Annotated in this window: 15 protein-coding genes and 2 pseudogenes; 6 read left to right on the top strand and 11 right to left on the bottom strand. The window is 63.7% G+C overall.

Going from position 1 to position 20,347, the window contains the following annotated elements; all coding sequences use genetic code 11:
- Positions 1–49 precede the first annotated feature (49 nt).
- The 3 genes from AWB81_RS27720 to AWB81_RS27730 are packed head-to-tail and all read right to left on the bottom strand — an operon-like array spanning position 50 to position 5,047.
- Positions 50–463 carry a gamma-butyrobetaine hydroxylase family protein gene (locus AWB81_RS27720; protein WP_062639723.1) on the bottom strand — a complete coding sequence of 138 codons (414 nt, stop codon included), beginning with the start codon at positions 461–463 and terminating at the stop codon, positions 50–52.
- A gap of 22 nt (positions 464–485) precedes the next feature.
- Positions 486–920, bottom strand: coding sequence for an HIT family protein (locus tag AWB81_RS27725; protein WP_062639724.1), 435 nt, complete (start codon positions 918–920; stop codon positions 486–488).
- Between the two features lie 35 nt (positions 921–955).
- Complete coding sequence (locus AWB81_RS27730) at positions 956–5,047, bottom strand: FAD/FMN-binding oxidoreductase (protein WP_062639725.1); 4,092 nt, start codon at positions 5,045–5,047, stop codon at positions 956–958.
- 500 nt (positions 5,048–5,547) lie between these two features.
- Between AWB81_RS27730 and ilvA the strand changes: the two genes are divergently transcribed.
- From ilvA to queF, 3 genes are read left to right on the top strand one after another with little or no spacing between them, the layout of a single operon-like run.
- Positions 5,548–7,071, top strand: coding sequence for a threonine ammonia-lyase, biosynthetic (gene ilvA, locus AWB81_RS27735; protein WP_062639726.1), 1,524 nt, complete (start codon positions 5,548–5,550; stop codon positions 7,069–7,071).
- Positions 7,072–7,075: 4 nt separating this feature from the next.
- Positions 7,076–7,978 (top strand): 5'-nucleotidase, encoded by a 903-nt coding sequence (locus tag AWB81_RS27740; RefSeq protein ID WP_062639727.1) that lies wholly within the window; start codon positions 7,076–7,078, stop codon positions 7,976–7,978.
- Positions 7,975–8,799, top strand: coding sequence for an NADPH-dependent 7-cyano-7-deazaguanine reductase QueF (gene queF, locus AWB81_RS27745; RefSeq protein WP_062639728.1), 825 nt, complete (start codon positions 7,975–7,977; stop codon positions 8,797–8,799). The genes AWB81_RS27740 and queF overlap by 4 nt, the downstream gene beginning before the upstream one ends.
- Before the next feature lie 42 nt (positions 8,800–8,841).
- Here queF and AWB81_RS27750 read toward each other — a convergent pair whose 3' ends face one another.
- Genes AWB81_RS27750 through AWB81_RS27760 form a run of 3 tightly spaced genes read right to left on the bottom strand, consistent with a single transcriptional unit; the run spans position 8,842 to position 11,644 of the window.
- Positions 8,842–9,228: a RidA family protein gene (locus AWB81_RS27750; RefSeq protein ID WP_062639729.1), complete on the bottom strand. Its 387-nt coding sequence runs from the start codon at positions 9,226–9,228 to the stop codon at positions 8,842–8,844.
- An 18-nt stretch (positions 9,229–9,246) separates the two neighbouring features.
- A complete protein-coding gene (locus AWB81_RS27755; protein WP_062639737.1) occupies positions 9,247–10,755 on the bottom strand; it encodes an N-acyl-D-amino-acid deacylase family protein in 1,509 nt (502 codons plus the stop codon).
- Position 10,756: 1 nt separating this feature from the next.
- On the bottom strand, positions 10,757–11,644 hold the full coding sequence (locus AWB81_RS27760) for a MurR/RpiR family transcriptional regulator (protein ID WP_062639730.1): 888 nt from the start codon (positions 11,642–11,644) through the stop codon (positions 10,757–10,759).
- 144 nt (positions 11,645–11,788) lie between these two features.
- Between AWB81_RS27760 and AWB81_RS27765 the strand changes: the two genes are divergently transcribed.
- Complete coding sequence (locus AWB81_RS27765; protein WP_062639731.1) at positions 11,789–13,063, top strand: amino acid deaminase; 1,275 nt, start codon at positions 11,789–11,791, stop codon at positions 13,061–13,063.
- Here the strand turns inward: AWB81_RS27765 and AWB81_RS27770 are convergent.
- Positions 13,060–13,518: a MarR family winged helix-turn-helix transcriptional regulator gene (locus tag AWB81_RS27770; RefSeq protein WP_062639738.1), complete on the bottom strand. Its 459-nt coding sequence runs from the start codon at positions 13,516–13,518 to the stop codon at positions 13,060–13,062. The two genes, AWB81_RS27765 and AWB81_RS27770, sit on opposite strands and share 4 nt — an antisense overlap.
- A gap of 20 nt (positions 13,519–13,538) precedes the next feature.
- Complete coding sequence (locus tag AWB81_RS27775; RefSeq protein WP_062639732.1) at positions 13,539–15,134, bottom strand: MDR family MFS transporter; 1,596 nt, start codon at positions 15,132–15,134, stop codon at positions 13,539–13,541.
- A gap of 106 nt (positions 15,135–15,240) precedes the next feature.
- Here AWB81_RS27775 and AWB81_RS27780 point away from each other — a divergent pair, with 106 nt between their 5' ends.
- Complete coding sequence (locus AWB81_RS27780; RefSeq protein ID WP_062639733.1) at positions 15,241–16,089, top strand: EcsC family protein; 849 nt, start codon at positions 15,241–15,243, stop codon at positions 16,087–16,089.
- On the opposite strand, the gene AWB81_RS27785 is transcribed toward AWB81_RS27780, so the two are convergent.
- From AWB81_RS27785 to AWB81_RS27795, 3 genes and pseudogenes are all read right to left on the bottom strand, one after another.
- Complete coding sequence (locus AWB81_RS27785) at positions 16,059–17,009, bottom strand: alpha/beta hydrolase (protein WP_062639734.1); 951 nt, start codon at positions 17,007–17,009, stop codon at positions 16,059–16,061. The two genes, AWB81_RS27780 and AWB81_RS27785, sit on opposite strands and share 31 nt — an antisense overlap.
- 48 nt (positions 17,010–17,057) lie before the next feature.
- A complete protein-coding gene (locus AWB81_RS27790) occupies positions 17,058–17,504 on the bottom strand; it encodes a CHRD domain-containing protein (protein ID WP_087135235.1) in 447 nt (148 codons plus the stop codon).
- Positions 17,505–17,691: 187 nt separating this feature from the next.
- Positions 17,692–18,815: pseudogene (locus AWB81_RS27795) on the bottom strand (porin).
- A gap of 478 nt (positions 18,816–19,293) precedes the next feature.
- On the opposite strand from AWB81_RS27795, the pseudogene AWB81_RS27800 reads away from it, so the two are divergent.
- Positions 19,294–20,210, top strand: a pseudogene (locus tag AWB81_RS27800) (LysR family transcriptional regulator).
- Positions 20,211–20,347: the final 137 nt, after the last annotated feature.

Genomic DNA, 20,347 nt, shown 5'->3' on the forward strand with positions numbered 1-20,347 from the left:
GGAGCGCAGGCTGGTGCGGCCAAACGCCGCGTTATTCTGATGGCCGGTGTCAGTGACAGTGGCCGCCCGACGCCTTCGCCGCCACCATCGGCGCATCGCGATCGACGCCCGCCGCTTCCAGTTTGGCGAGGTACTCGCGCCAGAGTTCATCCTGGCGCGCGGCCAGGTCATACAGGATGTCCCAGGAATAAATTCCGGTGTTGTGACCGTCGGAAAAGCTCAGTTGCAACGCGTAGTGGCCGACCGGCTCGACACCGATCACCGTCACGTCGCGCTTGCCGGTCTGCAGCGTTTCCTGGCCGGGGCCGTGTCCCTGCACTTCCGCCGATGGCGAATACACGCGCAGCAGTTCGAACGGAACGCGATAGTTCTCGCCGCTCGCGTACTGCAATTCGAGTGCGCGCGATTTGGAATGGACGACGACGCCGGTCGGGATCGGCGTCTCTCGGGTAAGTCCGCTCATGATGAGCCTTGATGGTTGGGGTTCAGTTCTGGCCGAACGCGTGATCCAGCTCGATGCGCACCGCTTCGCGCAGCAGCGTGGCCTGCGCCCGCCATTTCGATAGTTGCGCCTCGGGCACCGAACGCTGGCGCGGCGCCCAAATCGGCAGAGGAAAACGTGAATCGTTCGAGCGGCGCGGAATGACGTGCCAGTGGACGTGCGGAACCTGGTTGCCGAGGCTCGCCAGATTCACTTTCGCCGGCGAGAGGATGCGCCGCATCGCGCGCTCGACGCCGTTCACGGCCGTCATCACCCGCAGGCGCGCCTGATCGGAGAGATCGGACATTTCGGCGACGTGCGAATTCCAGATCACGCGGATGAGGCCCGGCCAGTCGGGCTCGTCGGCGAGGACGACACGCAGCGTGTCGTCCGACCATAAAACCTCGCCGCCGTCTTCACGGCAAAACACACAGTCCATCGTCAACCTCTAGCGAACGATCCTCGATTTCGCTATTACACCAGCACGCGCTCGATACCGCCATCGTTCGCACGTTCGACGTAGTCGGCCATCCAGTTCTCGCCGAGCACATTGCGCGCGATTTCGACGACGATGTAGTCCGCCTCGATGTTCGCGTCCTCGTTGTAGCGCGAGAGTCCTTGCAGGCAGGACGGGCAGCTCGTCAGGATCTTGACGTCGGTGCCATTCGACTGCGGGCCGTCGCCGGCCTTCAGCACCGAGCCTGGCGCCGCACCCGCCGAACCTGCGGACGCATTCGCCGGACTGATGCCGTTCGCGCCCGCTTCCGCGACGAGCGGAATGTCGCGCAGTTTCGCAGCGCCCTTCCTGATCTCCTCTTCCTTGCGAAAACGAACCTGTGTCGAAATGTCCGGACGCGTGACGGCCAGCGTGCCCGATTCGCCGCAGCAGCGATCGTTCTTCTCGATCTTGTAGCCGTCGTTCTTCGAGCCCATCAGTTCGTTCACGAGCTTGACCGGGTCCATCGTCTTGATCGGCGAGTGGCATGGGTCGTGATACATGTAGCGCGTGCCCTTTACACCTTCGAGGCGAATGTTCTTCTCGAGCAGGAATTCGTGGATGTCGATGATCCGGCAGCCCGGGAAGATCTTCTCGAATTCGTAACCCGCGAGCTGGTCGTAGCAGGTGCCGCACGACACGACCACGGTCTTGATGTCGAGATAGTTCAGCGTGTTCGCGACGCGGTGGAACAGCACGCGATTGTCCGTCACGATCTTCTCGGCCTTGTCGTACTGGCCCGAGCCGCGCTGCGGATAGCCGCAGCAGAGATAGCCCGGCGGCAGCACGGTCTGCACGCCCGCTTCCCAGAGCATCGCCTGCGTGGCGAGGCCGACCTGCGAGAACAGGCGCTCCGAACCGCAGCCGGGGAAGTAGAACACCGCTTCCGTATCGACTGTGGTCGTCTTCGGATCGCGGATGATCGGCACGATCTTGTTGTCTTCGATGTCGAGCAGCGCGCGCGCCGTCTTCTTCGGCAGGTTACCCGGCATCTTCTTGTTCATGAAGTGGATCACCTGCGTGACCACCGGCGGCTTGCCGACCGTCGCGGGCGGATGCGCCGTCTGCTTCTTCGCGAACTTCTTGAGCATGTCGTTGCCAAGGCGCTGCGCCTTGTAGCCGATGCCCATCATCGCGGTGCGCGCGAGGTTGATCGTCTGCGGGTTGGTCGCGTTCAGGAAGAACATGCCGGCCGCGTTGCCCGGATTGAACTTTTTCTTGCCCATCTTGCGCAAGAGGTTGCGCATGTTCATCGTCACGTCGCCGAAGTCGATCTTCACCGGGCACGGTGTCACGCATTTGTGACAGACGGTGCAGTGATCGGCGACGTCGTTGAATTCGTCCCAGTGCTTGATCGACACGCCGCGGCGCGTCTGCTCCTCGTACAGGAACGCCTCCACCAGCAAGGACGTGGCGAGAATCTTGTTGCGCGGGCTGTAGAGCAGGTTCGCGCGCGGCACGTGCGTCGCACACACCGGCTTGCACTTGCCGCAGCGCAGGCAGTCCTTGATGGAATCGGAGATCGCGCCGATGTCGCTCTGCTGCATGATGAGCGATTCGTAGCCCATCAGGCCGAAGCTCGGCGTGTAGGCATTGCGCAGGTCGGCGCCCGCGAGCAGCTTGCCCGCGTTGAAGCGCCCGTTCGGATCGACACGCTGCTTGTACGCGCGGAATTCGCCGATTTCGTCGTCCGTGAGGAATTCCAGCTTCGTGATGCCGATGCCGTGCTCGCCTGAAATCACGCCGTCGAGCGAGCGTGCGAGCTTCATGATCCGCGCCACCGCGCGATGCGCGTCCTGCAGCATCTCGTAGTTGTCGGAGTTGACGGGGATGTTCGTGTGGACGTTGCCGTCGCCCGCGTGCATGTGAAGCGCGACGAACACGCGTCCGCGCAGCACCTGCTTGTGGATGTTCTGCGCTTCGTCGAGGATCGGCTTGAATTCGCCGCCGTTGAAAATCTGGCGCAGTTCGGCGCGGACTTCCTGCTTCCACGAGATGCGCACAGTGCGGTCCTGCGCGACGTTGAACACGGTCGCGCCGGCTTGCGCATCGACGCGATCCGCGAGCTTTTCAGCCAGCGCTTCGTAGCCGAGCCCGACCATGTAGTGCTGCGCCTCGCGCAGCGGCAAGTCGAGCTTTTCGCCGACGAACGTCCAGCGCGCCTTCACGCGCTTTAACAGATCGAGCGCCTGCTGCACCCGGTCTTCGAGCAGTTCCGCGCTCGGGATTTCGTTGGCGTCGTCGCTTTTGCCGAGCGGCAGCTTGCCGGTGCGGAAAAACGCTTCGAGCGCGTCGACGAGTTGCAGCTTGTTCTTGATCGACAGCTCGATATTGATGCGTTCGATGCCGTCCGTGTATTCGCCCATGCGGTTGAGCGGAATCACGACGTCTTCGTTGATCTTGAACGCGTTCGTGTGCTTGGCGATCGCGGCCGTGCGCGAGCGGTCGAGCCAGAAGCGCTTGCGCGCCTCGGCGTTCACCGCGACGAAGCCTTCGCCGCTCTTGCCGTTTGCCATGCGCACGACTTCGGAGGTCGCGCTCGCGACCGCATCGGCATCGTCGCCGACGATGTCGCCGATCAGCACCATTTTCGGAAACGCGTTGCGCTTGCTCTTGGTCGCGTAGCCGACGGCGCGTAGATACCGCTCGTCGAGGTGTTCGAGGCCGGCGAGGATCGCACCGCCCTGCTTCGACGTTTCGAACAGATAGTCCTTGATCTCGACGATGCTCGGAATCGCGTCGCGCGCCTGGCCGAAGAATTCGAGGCAGACGGTGCGCGTGTGCGCGGGCATCTTGTGCAGAATCCAGCGCGCGGACGTGATGAGGCCATCGCAGCCTTCCTTCTGCACGCCCGGCAGGCCGGACAGGAATTTATCGGTCACATCCTTGCCGAGCCCTTCCTTGCGGAACGTACGTCCGGCGATGTCGAGCTGCTCGGTGCGGATGAGCTTTTCGCCCGGCGCGCGCGTGCCGTCGAACCAGTCGAGCCGGAAGCGCGCCACTTCGATGTCGTGAATCTTGCCGAGGTTGTGATCGAGCCGCGTGACTTCGAGCCAGTTGCCTTCCGGATCGACCATCCGCCACCAGGCGAGGTTATCCAGCGCCGTGCCCCACAGCACGGCCTTCTTGCCGCCCGCGTTCATCGCGACATTGCCGCCGACGCACGACGCGTCGAGCGAAGTCGGATCGACGGCGAAAACGAAGCCCGCCTGCTCCGCCGCTTCGGTCACGCGCCGCGTGACGACGCCCGCGCCCGAGAAAATCGTCGCGACGCGGCGATCGACGCCGGGCAGGTCCGTCATTTCGACGGAACCGAGCTGTTCGAGCTTTTCCGTGTTGATGACCGCCGAGAACGGCGTGAGCGGAATGGCGCCACCGGTGTAGCCGGTGCCGCCGCCACGCGGAATCACGGTGAGCCCGAGTTCGAAACACGCCTTGATGAGCCCGGCGATTTCCTCTTCCGTATCCGGCGTCAAGACGACGAACGGATATTCGACGCGCCAGTCGGTCGCGTCGGTGACGTGCGAGACACGCGAGAGGCCGTCGAACTTGATGTTGTCCTTCTGCGTGCGCTTGCCGAGCACCTTCGACGCTTTTCTGCGCAACTCGGCCATGCGGCCGAACTCGTCGGCGAAGTCGTCGACGGCGCGGCGCGCGGCCGACACCAGCGTTTCGACGCGCGTGGCGCGGTCGTGGCCGGCGGTGTCGCCGTGTTCGGAGAGATCGTCACGGCGACGCTTCTCGATTTCGTGGAGCCGATGGTTCAGCGCCTCGACCAGCAGCGCGCGGCGTTTCGGATTGTCGAGCAGGTCGTCCTGCAGGTACGGATTGCGGCGCACGACCCAGATATCGCCGAGCACTTCGTACAGCATGCGCGCCGAGCGGCCTGTGCGACGTTCGTTGCGCAATACGTCGAGCGCGGCCCAGGCTTCGTCGCCCAGGAGCCGCATCACGATTTCGCGATCGGAAAACGACGTGTAGTTATAGGGAATTTCGCGCAGGCGCGGTTCGTTGTCCAGCGCGACAGCGGCGGCGTCGCCCTTCGGGTCGAAGGCTTGGGGTGCGTTCATATTCGGCGGTTCGGTAGGCCGGCGCATGCGCCAAGAGGAGCGCGATGCCCGACGATGCGCGTGGGGGCGCAAATTTTCGAGGAAGACTTGTTGTTGGGAAGGCGGCCGGTCATTCGATTGATAAGCGGCTGACAATCGCCTTCGAGGTGCCCGGAATCAGCGCCACGATCGCGCGTGACGCGCATGCCGCTCGGCCGCGGGATGAGACTCGCGGGGGGCATGCATGAACAATTCGATCCGAGGCTGCCGTTGCATCTTCCGATCCTGATTCGAAAAGAGAATTCTAACCCATCGCGAAAATCGCCGTTCGCAGTGCCTAGCGCGTCGAAGGGGCATTTGCCAGCCGGTTTTCGCCGTATTTCCGGCATTTTCTGCACGCGCTATCGACGACCGGCCGGTCGGTGAAAGCCGTTCCCGGCCGATCCGCGAGAGGTTGGCGCTATCATTGACGTTTTCGCTCTCAAAAATGGCGCAGAGCCGCATGGCGCGCCTTCCCCAGCATGGCACACCCCGATTACCTGAAGAAAGTGCTGACCGCCCGCGTCTATGACGTCGCGCGCGAAAGCGAACTCGAACCCGCGCGCAACCTGTCGGCGCGGCTCTCGAACCCGGTTTTCCTCAAGCGCGAGGACAACCAGCCGGTGTTCTCGTTCAAGATTCGCGGCGCGTACAACAAGATGGCGCAGCTTCCCGCCGACGTCCTCGCGCGCGGCGTGATCACGGCGTCGGCGGGGAATCACGCGCAGGGCGTCGCGTTCTCGGCGGCGCGGCTTGGCTGCCGCGCGGTGATCGCGATCCCGACGACCACGCCGCAGGTCAAGATCGACGCGGTGCGCGCGCACGGCGGCCCGACGGTCGAAGTGGTGCTGGCGGGCGAGTCCTATAGTGACGCCTACGCGCACGCGTTGAAGCTCCAGGAAGAACGCGGCCTGACCTTCGTCCATCCGTTCGACGATCCAGACGTGATCGCCGGCCAGGGCACGGTCGCGATGGAAATCCTGCGCCAGCACCAAGGGCCGATCCACGCGATCTTCGTCCCGATCGGCGGCGGCGGCCTCGCGGCGGGTGTCGCGGCTTACGTGAAAGCGGTGCGGCCGGAGATCAAGGTGATCGGCGTGCAGACCGACGATTCCTGCGCGATGGCGCAATCGATCCAGGCGGGCGAACGTGTCACGCTGCCGGAAGTCGGCCTGTTCTCGGACGGCACGGCGGTCAAGTTGGTCGGCGAAGAAACGTTCCGGCTCTGCCGCGAACTGCTCGACGAAGTCATCACGGTCGACACCGACGCGCTCTGCGCCGCGATCAAGGACGTCTTCCAGGACACCCGCAGCGTACTGGAGCCGGCCGGATCGCTCGCGGTCGCGGGCGCGAAGCTGTATGTGGAACGCGAAGGCATCGAAGGGAAAACGCTCGTTGCCGTGACGTCCGGCGCCAACATGAATTTCGACCGGATGCGCTTCGTTGCGGAACGCGCCGAAGTGGGCGAGGCGCGCGAGGCCGTGTTCGCCGTGACGATTCCCGAGGAGCGCGGCAGTTTCCGGCGCTTCTGCGAACTCGTCGGCACCCGCAGCGTGACCGAGTTCAACTACCGCATCGCCGATGCCAACGCCGCGCACATTTTCGTCGGCGTGCAGATCAAGACACGCAGCGAATCGGCGCAGATGATGAACGCGTTCGTCGAGCACGGCTTCGCGACGGTCGATCTCTCGCACGACGAGTTGTCCAAGCAGCACATCCGCTACATGGTCGGCGGCCGTTCGCCGCTCGCCCGCGACGAGCGCCTTTTGCGCTTCGAATTTCCTGAGCGCCCGGGCGCGCTGATGAAGTTCCTTTCGTCGATGGCGCCGAACTGGAACATCAGCCTCTTCCACTACCGGAACCAGGGCGCGGACTACAGTTCGATCCTGGTCGGCATCCAGGTGCCGTCGTCGGAAAACGCCGAGTTCGAGCGCTTTCTCGCGACGCTCGGCTATCCGTATTGGGACGAAGGCGCGAATCCCGTCTACAAGCTGTTCCTGGCGTAACGCGATGGCCTTTTCGCTCGAAGACAAGCTCGTCGTTGCGATTTCGTCGCGCGCGCTCTTCGACTTCGAGGAAGAGAACGAAGTCTACGAAGCCGGCGACCTCGCCGAATACGAGGCGCTGCAGCGCTCGCGGCTGAACGTCCCGGCAAAGCCGGGCGTCGCGTTTCCGCTGATCCGCAAGCTGCTTGCGCTGAATGCGGGCGCGCAGCATGTCGAAGTGGTGATCCTGTCGCGCAGCGATCCGATCAGCGGCCTGCGCGCGTTCAGTTCCTGCAAGGAACACGGGCTCGCGATCGAGCGCGGCGTGTTCACGCGCGGGCGGGCGCCGTTCGGCTATCTGAGGCCGCTTGGCGCGTCGCTGTTTTTGTCGGCGAATCCGGATGACGTGCGCGCCGCGCTCGACGGCGGTTTTCCCGCCGCCCGCGTGCTGCCCGAGACGCCGCGCGCTGCAAGCCAGTATCCTGATGAAATCCGCATCGCGTTCGACGGCGACGCCGTGCTCTTCTCCGACGAAGCCGAGCGCGTGTTTCAGTCGGACGGCTTGCGCGCGTTCGTCGGGCACGAGACGACGAAGAAGGACTCGCCGCTCGCAGGCGGGCCGTTGAAGCCGCTTCTGGCGGCGCTGAACAAGTTGCAGAAAATCGCCGATGACGCCGCGCCGATGCAGATCCGCACCGCGCTCGTCACCGCGCGTTCCGCTCCCGCGCACGAGCGCGCGATCCGGACCCTGATGGCCTGGAACATCGAAATCGACGAAGCGATGTTCCTCGGCGGACTCGACAAGGGCGCGTTCCTGCGCGAGTTCGAACCCGACTTTTTCTTCGACGACCAAATGCGCCATTGCGAATCGGCCCGCGTCGTAACCGCGACCGGGCACGTGCTGAGTGGCATATCGAACGCATCATGACACCCGAACAATCTCCGCTCGGCAAGGCCGTCGTTTATACCGAACAGTACGATCCGACGCTGCTGTTCCCCATTGAACGCAAGAGCGCGCGCGATGCCATCGGCATCGGCGCGCGGCTGCCGTTCTTCGGCACGGACATCTGGAACGCGTACGAACTGTCGTGGCTGAACCGGCGCGGCAAGCCGCAGATCGCCGTCGCGACGTTCTTCGTGCCGGCCGATTCGCCGAAGATCGTCGAGTCGAAGTCGTTCAAGCTTTATCTGGGATCGTTCGCGCAGACCGCTTTCGATTCCATCGACGATGTGAAAGCGGCGATCAAGCGCGACGTGTCGACGGTGTGCGGCGCGACAGTTTCGGTGCAGCTCGCTGCGCCGGGCGATTTCGGCAAGCTCGCGATGGAGGAATTCGACGGGTTATCGCTGGACCGACTGGATCTCGATACCGATGTTTATTCGCCCGATCCTTCGTTATTGAAGGCGGTTCACGGCGAAGCGCCCGTCGATGAGACGCTGTTTTCGAATCTGTTGAAATCGAATTGTCCGGTGACGGGGCAGCCGGATTGGGGCAGCGTGCAGGTTCGCTATTACGGCGGACAGATCGATCACGCGGGATTGCTGCGCTATATCGTGTCCTTTCGCGAGCACACCGGATTTCATGAGCAATGCGTCGAGCGCATTTTCATGGACATCATGCGCGAATGCCGGCCGGAGCGGCTGGCTGTTTATGCGCGATATACGCGCCGCGGCGGGCTGGACATCAATCCGTTCCGGACGAATTTCAATTTGCCGATGCCGGATAATGCGCGGTTGGCGCGGCAGTAATCATCGAAAAAGGCCGCCTGCGAGGCGGCCTTTTGTTGGGTATCAGGCGTCCGGCGCCTTGTACGCCACGCAATCCACCTCGACCTTGCAATCGATCACCATCGACGACACGACGCAAGCGCGGGCCGGCGGATTCTCGCCGAAGTATTCCTTGAACACCTTGTTGAACGAAGCGAAGTCACGCGGATCGTCGAGCCACACGCCGCAGCGCACCACATGCTCCGCGCCGTATCCCGCTTCCTTCAGAATCGCGAACACGTTCTGAATGCACTTGTGCGACTGATCGACGATGCCGCCGTTGATCACCTCGCCATTCTCCATCGGCGTCTGACCGGAGACGAACAGCCACCCGTTCGCCTCGACCGCGCGCGCGAACGGCATATGCGCACCGCCCTGTCCCTTACCGCCTTCAACGCCATATCGCTTCATCTTCGACTCCTTTAAAACTTAGAAAGCGCCCCGTGCATCCAGCTTCGAAGCCGGACCACGCGCCACGAATTGCCCCGCACGCTCGCCGGTCACCGCCCGCTCGCTGTACGACAGAACCCCGTTCACCCACACCGCATCGATGCCGTCCGCCGGCTGCTGCGGGTCCGCGAAAGTCGCGGCATCGCGGACCTTTTCGGCGTCGAACATCACCAGATCGGCGTGATAGCCGACCTTCAGCTCGCCGCGCTCCGCCAGCCCGAATCGCCGCGCCGACAGACTCGTCATCTTGCGCACGGCTTCCTCCAGCGAGATCAGCGACGTGTCGCGCGCGTAATGCCCGAGCACGCGCGGGAACGCGCCCCACAGCCGCGGATGCGGTAGCGGATCGTTCGGCAGGCCGTCGGAGCCGACCATCGTCGCGGGATGCGAGAGGATGCGCCGCACGTCGTCCTCCGACATGTTGTGATACACCGCGCCCGCCGGCTGCAGGCGCTTGCCGGCCTCCTGCTGGCTTACATCCCATTCGGCGGCGATGTCCTTGATGAGCTTGCCCGCCATTTCGGGATGCGGCTCCGACCAGGTGATCGTGATGTCGATGTCGCCGGTCACCTGCTTCAGGTCGAGCGTCGACGAACTACGGTTGTACGGATAGCAGTCGCAGCCGACCGGCTGGCCGTCGCGCGTATTGTCGAGCGACTTCAGCACCTCGACGCTGCGTCCCCAGTTCGACGGCCCCGCGCACTTCAGATGCGAAATCACGACCGGCACGCGCGCATGGCGACCGACCTGATACGCCTCGTTCATCGCGTCGAGAATCGCGTCGAACTCTGTGCGCATGTGGGTCGTGTAGAGCGCGCCCGCACGTCCGAGCGGCTCGGCCAGCGCCTTCACCTCTTCGGGCGGCGCGCTGAACGCCGAGCCGTACGCGAGCCCGCTGCTCAATCCGAGCGCGCCATTGTCGAGTGCTTCTTCGAGCTGGGCCTGCATCGCCCCGATTTCCGCCGCCGTGGCGGCGCGGTCGAGCCGGTCCATGTGATTGTTGCGCAGCGCCGTATGCCCGATCAGCGCGCCGACATTCACCGCGGGCCGCGCCTCATTGACCGCGTCTACATAGGACGCGAAGGTCGGATAGAGGAACGCGCCTGCATCGCCGAGCAGGTTCATCGGGTCGGGCGGATCGCCGTTGAGCGTCACCGGCGACACGCTGATCCCGCAATTGCCGACGATCACCGTCGTCACGCCCTGCGTGAGCTTCGGAAGCATCTGCGGCGAGCGGATCACGTGGGTGTCGTCGTGCGTGTGAACGTCGATGAAACCCGGCGCGAGCACGCGCCCCGCCGCTTCCACGACTTCATCCGCCTTCCAGCCGGCGAGGCCGCCCGGCGCAGTGATCGCGACGATCCGGCCGTCGCGCAATGCGACGTCGCGTTCGGCCGCGGGCGCGCCCGTGCCATCGATCACGCGTGCGCCGACGATCAGCGTGTCGGCTTTGTCCGTTTCGGGCTGCGGCTGAGATTGCGGTTCCATGTCAGTCTCCCAGAGGTTGGCGCTCGCCGCCGCCGCGATGCGCATCGAGCGCGTGCTTCATGCGGCGCAGCAGTTCGCGGCTGTGGCTCGCCTGCTTGACGGCCAGTTCGGTGACGAGCAGGTCGAGCGCCATCATCATCGCGTAACGCGACGACGACGGCTTGTAGATAAAATCCGTTTCGATCGCGATGATCGGAATCAGCCAGTCGGCGAGTTGCGCGAGCGGCGAAGCCGGCGCGGTCAGCGCGATCACGCGGGCGCCATATTCGCGCGCGAGCTGGCAGCTTTCGACCATCTCCGGCGTCTGTCCCGTCACCGACAATGCCACGACGACGTGCTCCTTCGACAACGTCGCGGCCACCATGCGCTGCAGCAAGCCATCCTGATACGACGCGACCGGCCGGCCGAGCCGCACGAGCCTGAAGCGCATCTCGTCGGAAAGCGCGGTCGAGCCGCCGCCCATCCCGAATACGTAGATCATCGCGGCTCCCGCCAGCGCGTCGGCGGCCGCCTCGATCGGCGCGCCGCGCAGCGCGCCCTGGTTGTGCGCGAGCGTGGTCTGCACTTCCTCGAAGATGCGCGTTGCGAGGGAATCCGGCAAGTCGTCGGGCTCGCGCTTCAAGAACCGCTGGCCGACCGCCGCCGCCTGTGCGAGCCGAAGCTTCAGCTCGCGCACGTCGTCGCAGCCGACCGCCTTCGCGAAACGCGTCACCGTCGCGATGCTCACCTCGGCCTTTTCCGCGAGCGCGCCGATGCTCGCGCGCGATGCGCCGGTGAGATCGTCGAGGATCAGCGCCGCCACCTTGCGCTCCGCCGAGCGCAGTTCGGGCGCGCGCTCGGCGATCCGGGCGACGATGTCGAAACCGAGCGTTTCAGAGGAAGCATTCATCTAGGCGAAAACCCGAGTTGAGCCGTCTTGGTACTAAATAACAATTTATCACGCATCGTACTTTCGGTACCATGTGGACGTCAACCTTGGCGCCAGTTAAGTATCGACAGAACTCTATTTAAACGGACGATGGAGTAGCAGGACATGAAAGTTACAAACTATCAGAACGCGACAATCGACCCGTTCGGCAAGGGTGTCGGCATGGTGCCGGGCACGGGCATCAATCTCGGCGACGCGGGACGTCTCGACTGGAATCTGCTGGAAGAAGACGTAAGCCTGCCGGCCGCCGTGCTGTACGCGGACCGCATCGAGCACAACCTGAAGTGGATGCAGGCGTTCGTCGCCGAATACGGCGTGAAGCTCGCGCCGCACGGCAAGACGACCATGGCGCCGCAACTGTTCCGTCGCCAGCTCGAAGCCGGCGCGTGGGGCATCACGCTCGCGACCGCGCATCAGGTGCGCGCGGCGTACCGCGGCGGCGTGCATCGCGTGCTGCTCGCGAACCAGCTCGTCGGCAAACGCAACATGGGCATGATCGCGGAACTGCTGACCGATCCGAATTTCGAATTCTTCTGTCTGGTCGATTCAGCGGACGGCGTCGATCAATTGGGCGAGTTTTTCAGCAGCGTGAAGAAGCCGTTGAACGTGCTGATCGAACTCGGCGTGCCGGGCGGACGCACCGGCGTGCGCGACGAAGCGCAGCGGGAAGCTGTGCTCGCCGCCATCGCGCGCTGGCCGGACACGATTCGTCTCGCTGGCGTGGAACTGTACGAAGGCGTGCTTCAGGACGAATCGAAGGTGCGCGAATTCCTCCAGGACGCGGTGGCGATCACGCGCTCGCTGGTGTCGGCGGGCAAGATCACGCGCAAGCCGGCGATTCTGTCGGGCGCCGGATCGGCGTGGTACGACGTCGTCGCCGACGAATTCGCGAAGGCGAACAGCGACGTGATCGAAGTCGTGCTGCGGCCCGGCTGCTATCTGACGCACGATGTCGGCATCTACAAGAAAGCGCAGAACGAGATATTCGCGCGCAACCCGATCGCGAAGAAAATGGGGCAGGGATTGAAGCCGGCGCTGCAACTGTGGGCGTATGTGCAGTCGATTCCGGAGCCGGATCGCGCGATCATCGGCCTCGGCAAGCGCGATTCCGCGTTCGATGCCGGCATGCCGGAGCCGGCGCGGCACTATCGGCCGGGCAACGACGCGCCGCGCGACGTCACCCCCGACGACGGCTGGGAAATCTTCGGCCTGATGGACCAGCATGCGTACCTGCGCATCAAACCAGGCGACGACGTGAAGGTCGGCGACATGATCGCGTTCGACATCTCACACCCGTGCCTGACCTTCGACAAGTGGCGCCAGGTGCTCGTCGTCGATCCGAAGTTCCGTGTGACCGAAGTGATCGAGACGTTTTTCTAGACGTCGTCGCCGGTGGCGGCGTTCGACGCCGTCACCGTCTGGATGCGCTGCTCCAGCATGCGCAGCGCGTCCGAAAGCGCGGCGATGGCGTCGTCGGGAAGCGACGCCATCGTGTCGTGCAGGAACGCGTTCCTGCGCGGCAGACCGGCTTCGACGGCGGCGCGGCCGTCGTCGGTCAGCACGACGTTGGAAATGCGGTTGTCGCGCGGATCGACGCTGCGCGTGATCCAGCCGAGCGCCTCGAGCGCCTTCAACTGACGCGTGAGCGCACCCGGATCGACGCGCAACTGCTCCACCAGCTTTTTCTGCGACAACACGCCCGCATGCTCGTGCAGCGCGCGCAGGATGCGCCAGCGCGGCATCGGCTGCCCGACCTGCGATTCGAATGCCGACATGAACGCCCGGTACGTGCGCCCGAACTGTTGAACGACGGCAATGCGGTCCTGTTCTTCCATGCTCGTTTCTTCCAGCAAGATCATTCGGCTGCAACCGTCGGTTCGACGGGGCCCTTGAGGCGCACCGGCGGCACGCGGCGCGACTGCCACAGCGAGATCACCGCGACGACCGCCGCGAGCGCGAGTCCGATGTGAATCGCGGCGACGAGCGCCTCGCGCGCCGCTTCGAGCAGCAGCGCGCCGTTGTGTCCGGCGGCGGTGAGCTGCGCGAGAAGCGTGTCCTGCGCCTCGCGATTGATCAGGATCTGCGGATCGGCGAGTTCGGCAAGCCAGTGCGTCGCGTGATCCTTTTCCAGCGCAAGCTGCACGCCGCTCGCGTAGAGATGCGACACGAGCGTCCCGGTCAGCGCCGTGCCGATCATTCCGCCGATCATGCGCAGGGATTGAAGCAGCGCCGTGGCGATGCCGAGATGCTGGCGGCCCGCCGTCTGCTGCGCGAAGACGGTCAGGTTCGGCATCACGAAGCCGAGGCCGAGACCGCCGATCAGCATGAACGTCATCAGGACCGGACGCGGCATCGCGCGCGTCGCGACCACGGTGCCGAGACACGCGATCACGAGCAGCCCGAAGCCGACGTAGAGCATCGCGTTCGGATTCTTCACACGCGTCACGATGCGCCCGTTCGCGATACTGCCGATCGTGATGAACACGACGAGCGGCGTAATCATCAGCCCTGCGTCCTTCGGCGACATCCCGAAGCCGCCCTGGAACAGGAGCGGCGCATAGAACAGCAGCGAGAACATCGTGAACCCGCCGAGAATCCCGAGCGTGAAGAGCGCCGCGAGACTCTTGTTGCGGAACATGTCGATCGGAAGGATCGCATAGGTGCAGCGCTTCTCCCACATCCACAGCGCGACCGCGCTCGCGACGCTCACCGCGATCAGCGCGGCCGTCTCCGGGGTCAGTCCGTGTTTCGGCACGGTTTCGACAAAAAGTTGCAGCGAGCCCAGCGCGACCGCGATCAGCGCGGCGCCGGGCCAGTCGAGCCGCATCTTGCCTTCGTGCGCGACGTGTCGCAGATGCGGCAGATATCGCCAGACGAAAAACAGCGACACCGCGCCGACGGGCAGGTTCACATAGAACACCGAGCGCCAGCCGTAGTATTCGGTGAGAAAGCCGCCGAGCGACGGCCCGACCGCATTCGCGATGCCGAACGCCGAACTCATCAGCACCTGCCAGCGCAGGCGCACGACGTTGTCGGGAAACAGGTCCGCGATGCAGGCGAACGCGGTGCCGACCAGCATGCCGCCGCCGATCCCCTGCAAACCGCGCGCGAGCACGAGGAACATCATGCTGTTCGCGAGCCCGCACAGCACCGACGCCACGGTAAACACCACGATCGACGCGATCACGAACGGTTTGCGTCCGTAGTAATCGCCAAGCCGGCCGAAAATCGGTACCGTGATGACGGACGTGAGCAGATAAGACGTGGCGACCCACGCGTACAGGTCGAAGCCCTTGAGTTCGGCGACGATCGTGGGAAGCGCAGTGCCGACGACGGTCTGGTCGAGCGCGACCAGCATGGTCACGAACGATATGCCGAGCATCGCCATCAGCGATTCGCGAAACGGGAGAACCTGGGAACTGGAATGTTGCGCGGCTGTATGAACGGCCATTTTTGATACCGCAATGATTGACTAGTCAACGGAAATCGAATCTTAGCATGTGAAAGCGCTCTAATCTGTTCCACGATGCACTCTTTCACTATTTCAAGAAGCCAAAATGGAACCCACGCCGATCGCCACCACGCCCCTTTCCTCCGACGATCTCGAGTCGCTTCGGCGCGCGAAAGAGGCGCTCGAAAGCCCGTCGCTGACGATGAAGCTCGCGAGCGTCGTCGGCGCGCCGATCGAAAAACTGATGGGGAAGATGCCGGAGGTCGCGCAGGAGAAGGTCGACGAAGCCACGCAGGTCGCACTCCGGAAATGTCTGCAGCTTGCACTGCGCACGCTCGGCAAGACGGGGCCGCACGACTCGCTGATGGCGCCGCCGCCCGACAAGCCGCACAACCTGATGCACAAACTGGCAGTCGCGACGACCGGCGCCGCGGGTGGCGCGTTCGGGCTTTTCGCGCTGCCGGTCGAACTGCCGGTCACAACGACGCTGATGTTTCGCTCGATCTGCGACATCGCGCGCAGCGAAGGCGAGGACATCCATCGCATCGACACGCAACTGCAATGCATGATGGTGCTCGGCATGGGCGGGCCGACCAAAAGCGACGACAACGCCGACATCGGCTATTTCATCGTGCGCGGCGCGCTGGCGCAGTCGGTTTCGCGCGCGACGAACGAAATCGCCGCGAAGGGGCTGAGCAGCCACGGATCGACGGCGCTCATCAAGTTCCTGCATACGATCGCGTCGCGCTTTTCGGTACAGGTCAGCGAACAGGTCGCGGCCAAGTCGATCCCGGCGATCGGCGCGGTGCTCGGCGCGATGGTGAACACCGTCTTCATCGATCACTTCCAGCAGATGGCGCACGGACACTTCGCCGTGCGCCGGCTCGAACGACAGTACGGCCAACTGGCCGTCGAGCGCGCGTATCAGACGATCGACGTTTCAGGCAGCCGGTAAGGTGCCTTGCCACTCGTCGTTTCGCGGATGAAGTCCGCCGCGCGGACGAGCGCCCGGTTGGCCTCGGGCATGAAGGGAGCGCAAAGCTGGAAGCAGTGCGGCACGTTCCGCCAGACTTCGAGATCGACGATCACGCCGGCAGCGCGCGCTTTCTCCGCGACGCGGACGGAATCGTCCAGCAGCACTTCGGTTTCGCCGGCCTGGATCAGGAGCGGCGGAAGATCGTCGAAACGGCCATATAGCGGCGAGGCACAGGGATTTTTCGGATCGGCATCGCCCAAGTACACCTTCGCCGCGCGCCCGAGGGCCGCGCCGTGGAACATCGGATCGCGGCCGTCGTTGGTCACGATCGATGCGCCCGTCGACGCGAGGTCCGTCCACGGCGAAAACAGCACCGCGCAGGCGGGCAGCCGGTCGGAAGCGTCGCGCAACGCCAGGAGCATCGCGAGCGCGAGGCCGCCGCCGGCCGAATCGCCGGCGACCGCGATCGACTGAGCGGGAACGCCGTCGGCGAGCAGACGGCGGTAGGCGGCGACGGCATCGTCGAGCGCGCACGGGAAACGGTGCTCCGGAGCGAGCCGATAGTCGAGGGAGAACGTGCGCGCGCGTGCGAGCGTGGAAAGCGGGAAGACCACCGACCGATGGCTGCGCGGCGAACAGAAGTAATAGCCGCCACCGTGCAGATACAGAATGGTCGCTTGCCGCGCGGCAGCGCTATTCGGCGTAAGCCACTCTCCGCGCAGGGGACCGTCGGCGGCGCCGTAGTGCTCCGTCAGGCGCCAGCCGGCTGGCACTTTCGGCGCCCAGACGCGTTGTGCCGCGTACGCCCGCGCCCGCGCAACGTCGATCACCGGTTTCGCCGTCTCCGGCCGCAATCGGCGACGCACGATCCAGCATGCCAGCGCGCTTTGCCAGCTCATTCAGAACGCTCCCCGTCTTTTTGCACGTGCGTCGGCACCGATGCCGCGTCAGTTTGCGGGTACGACCTGTCCGCGAATTTCGCCCGATGGATTCTCGGCAGTATGGATGTTGAAGTACCACTGGCCGGCCATCAGATCCGTGATTTGCTGGTCGGTAAGCGTGGCCTTCCCCTTCATCGGGCTCGCGAGCGCGTTCTTGTCGACCGCTACCTGAGGCTTGGCGTTCTGACCCACGGGCGCGGGTCCGTGGAAATGCGCCATCGTGACCGGGCCGGAGAGTTCGTCGTAGCTGGCCGTCCACGTCAGCGTTTTGGCGGTGGTATCGAACTGCGCGTCGACGACGCCATGTCCCTTGCTCACGCGCGGCGGCACTTCGGCCGAGGGTTGCAGGTTCGCTTTCAGCGCGACCGTGTCGGCAAGCACGGCCGTGGATGTCGAGAGCGACAACGCCAAGGCGATCGCCAAGCCGAAATGCGTCCTGAATGTCGGTTTCATGCTTGTTCTCCTGACAGCGAATGGGCCGCATGGAGGGTGAAGCACGCGGCCTTGGTTTGCATGGTAGAGCATTTGGGGCTGCATCGGCCGATTGCCGCAGGATTACGCATTGTCGACCGCCGCAACGTAAAAAGGCGCCTTGCGGCGCCTGTTTACGTTCTCGCTACTGCTTACAACTCAGACCGCTTTAGAAGCGGTGACGGATACCCGTCGACACGACGATCTGGCGGCTGCTCGAAGAAGGATCGGTGCCATAGACGTTTGCCACATTGCCGCTCTTCGTGAACTGAACAACGCCCTCTGCGTAGACGTCGGTACGCTTCGACAACAGATAGTCAGCTTGCAGGCCGAACTGGTGATAGTCGACCTTATTGCCGTCGTTCAACTCGTCGAACTTCGCGCGCGTGTACGTGTACGCGCGCCGCCGAGGGCGAAGGCCGGCGTGACGTTGTAGCGAGCATTCAACTCGTAGTTGTTGAAGCTTCCGTTGCCGAACAGGGCCGACTCGTCGAGGCGCGTTTGCGTCCACGCGCCGCCGAATGTCAACGCACCGACCGAGTAGTCCGCACCCACGCCGTACGTGCGCTGACGGTGACTTGCCGACGTGCCCACGCTCGACGTGCTGCTGTCCGTCACCGCGCCAACCGCATTGCCGTTGCTATTTTGCGTCTGCAGGTAAGCTGCGGCGATCTTGAACGGACCGTTGCCGTACGCCATGCCGGCGCTGTATGCACGGTTGTTCGCGAAGCCGCCCGCGTCATTCGAGAAGCCGTACAGACCGCCGAACGTGAAGCCGCCGTAGTTCGCACTCTGGTACTTGACCGAGTTGTTTACACGGAACGAGTTGTTCGTGTTGTCGTTGTCGAACGGATGCGAGAAATACGTGCCGCCCCAGCTGCCGTTCGCAGTCATTGGGCCGAGATAGTCGACCACGGAGTCGTACTGGCGACCGAGCGTCACGGTGCCCGCGTTGGCGCTCGACAGGCCAACATATGCCTGACGGCCGAATTCGCGGCCACCCTGCAATGGCCGGCCATTCGTGATGTCAAATCCGTTTTCCAACGTGAAGACAGCTTTCAGGCCACCACCCAGGTCTTCCTGACCGCGCAGGCCCCAGCGGCTGCCTTGCAGGTTTCCGCTCGTCATGCCGAACTTCGAAACCTGTTGATCCGGGCCGGCGCCCTTGTTTGCCACGTTGTTCGTATAAGCGAAACCTGCATCGACGATGCCGTACAGCGTCACGCTGCTCTGCGCGCTCGCGGCAGTGGCGAACGAAGCGGATACGGCCGCCACAATCAGAGTCTTTTTCATGTGTGATCCTTTGAATGAGTCTCGCGACTCGATTGGTTGCTAAACGCGGTGCCGCATTGCGCCGTGATTCGCCCGACAAACCACTGAGCACCGCGCCTCCGGTTCTTCCCGGACACCGTTATTCGGCAGAGCAAAGTTTATGGCGCGGACAATTCCAGCCACCACCAAAGGACGCACAAAAACCCTTTCGAACAAATCGAATAATGCAATTTTGATACGTGGAAACCCTGACTTCCCATGGACTTGCAGTTATCCCGAAATACCATCTGCATTCCGAATTATTTACCCTAGTTGCGTAGATGCCACAGTGGTCGGGCTACGACACCTCGACGACTTAGGAATACTCGTATTCATTCATGCGCAGCGCGCAAATATGATCGCGCGCGTATCGATACCGCGTCGACCCGACGCGCCCTTGCAAACCCCGACGCGACACCACTCCGATGGCGCTGCATCGCACGTCCTAGCAGGCACGACCATGAATCATTTGCAAGCCATCCGCGTCTTTTTGAAAGTCGCTGAGTCCGGCTCGTTCGGACGCGCCGCCGCGAGCTTCGAATTGTCCAACGCGGTCATCACGCGCTACGTGGCGCTGCTCGAAACGCACCTCGACACGCGCCTTCTGAACCGCACCACGCGCAGCGTCTCGCTGACCGAAGCAGGTCGCACCTACGCGATCTCGTGCAAGGCGGTGATCGACCAACTGGACGAGATCGAAGCCGCCATTTCGAGCAGCTCGACCGATCCTTCGGGCACACTCCGGCTGGTTGCTTCGGCCTCGTTTTCGCTGCTGGGTCTTACACCATTGCTCGGCGCCTATCGCGAGCGGTATCCGAACGTAAAGCTGCGTCTCACTTTGCTGCATCGGCCGGTGGATCTGGTCGACGAGGGGTTCGATGTCGGCATCGTCGTGCCTCGGCTCGTCAATAGCGGTACGCTGATCAACCGCCCGCTCTTCAAGGTGACACCGGTGGTCGTCGCCGCGCCGGCCTATCTGCAACGGCACGGCACTCCAACGCGCCCCTCCTGTCTCGCGATGCACACGTTCCTCGCGCCCTCGCCCGATGTTCATGGCTCGATCTGGGCGTTCACCACGCCCTCAGGCGATGACGAAGAGGTCGCGCTCGATCCTGCCTACACCGTCAACAATTCGCAGATGCTGCGTCAGGCAGCGATAGCGGGGATGGAGTCGCCGTGTTGCCCGAGAGCCATGTCGCGAGCGACATCGAAAGCGGCGTGCTCGTGCGCCTTTTGCCCGGGTTCCCGGTGAAAGACGCGGACAAGGAAGTCTCGCTGGTTTATCCGGGAAGGCGGCATGTGTCGGCGAAGACGCGCTCGTTCGTCGACTTCGCGCTCGCCTACTTTCGCAACGATGCGGCGGCAAACGCCCTATAAGCAAAAGATTATTCGAAGCGTGCATCGAAAATCTTGGCGAATTAGCGACAAAAGTAATAATACTAACCCGTGCATAAATAAGCGAACATAAATCGACACCACGACCTAAGCTTTAAGGAGCTTGGGGAGAGGCATGA

Origin of the sequence: Caballeronia arationis (genome assembly GCF_001544975.2) — a bacterium.
Classification (GTDB): domain Bacteria; phylum Pseudomonadota; class Gammaproteobacteria; order Burkholderiales; family Burkholderiaceae; genus Caballeronia; species Caballeronia arationis.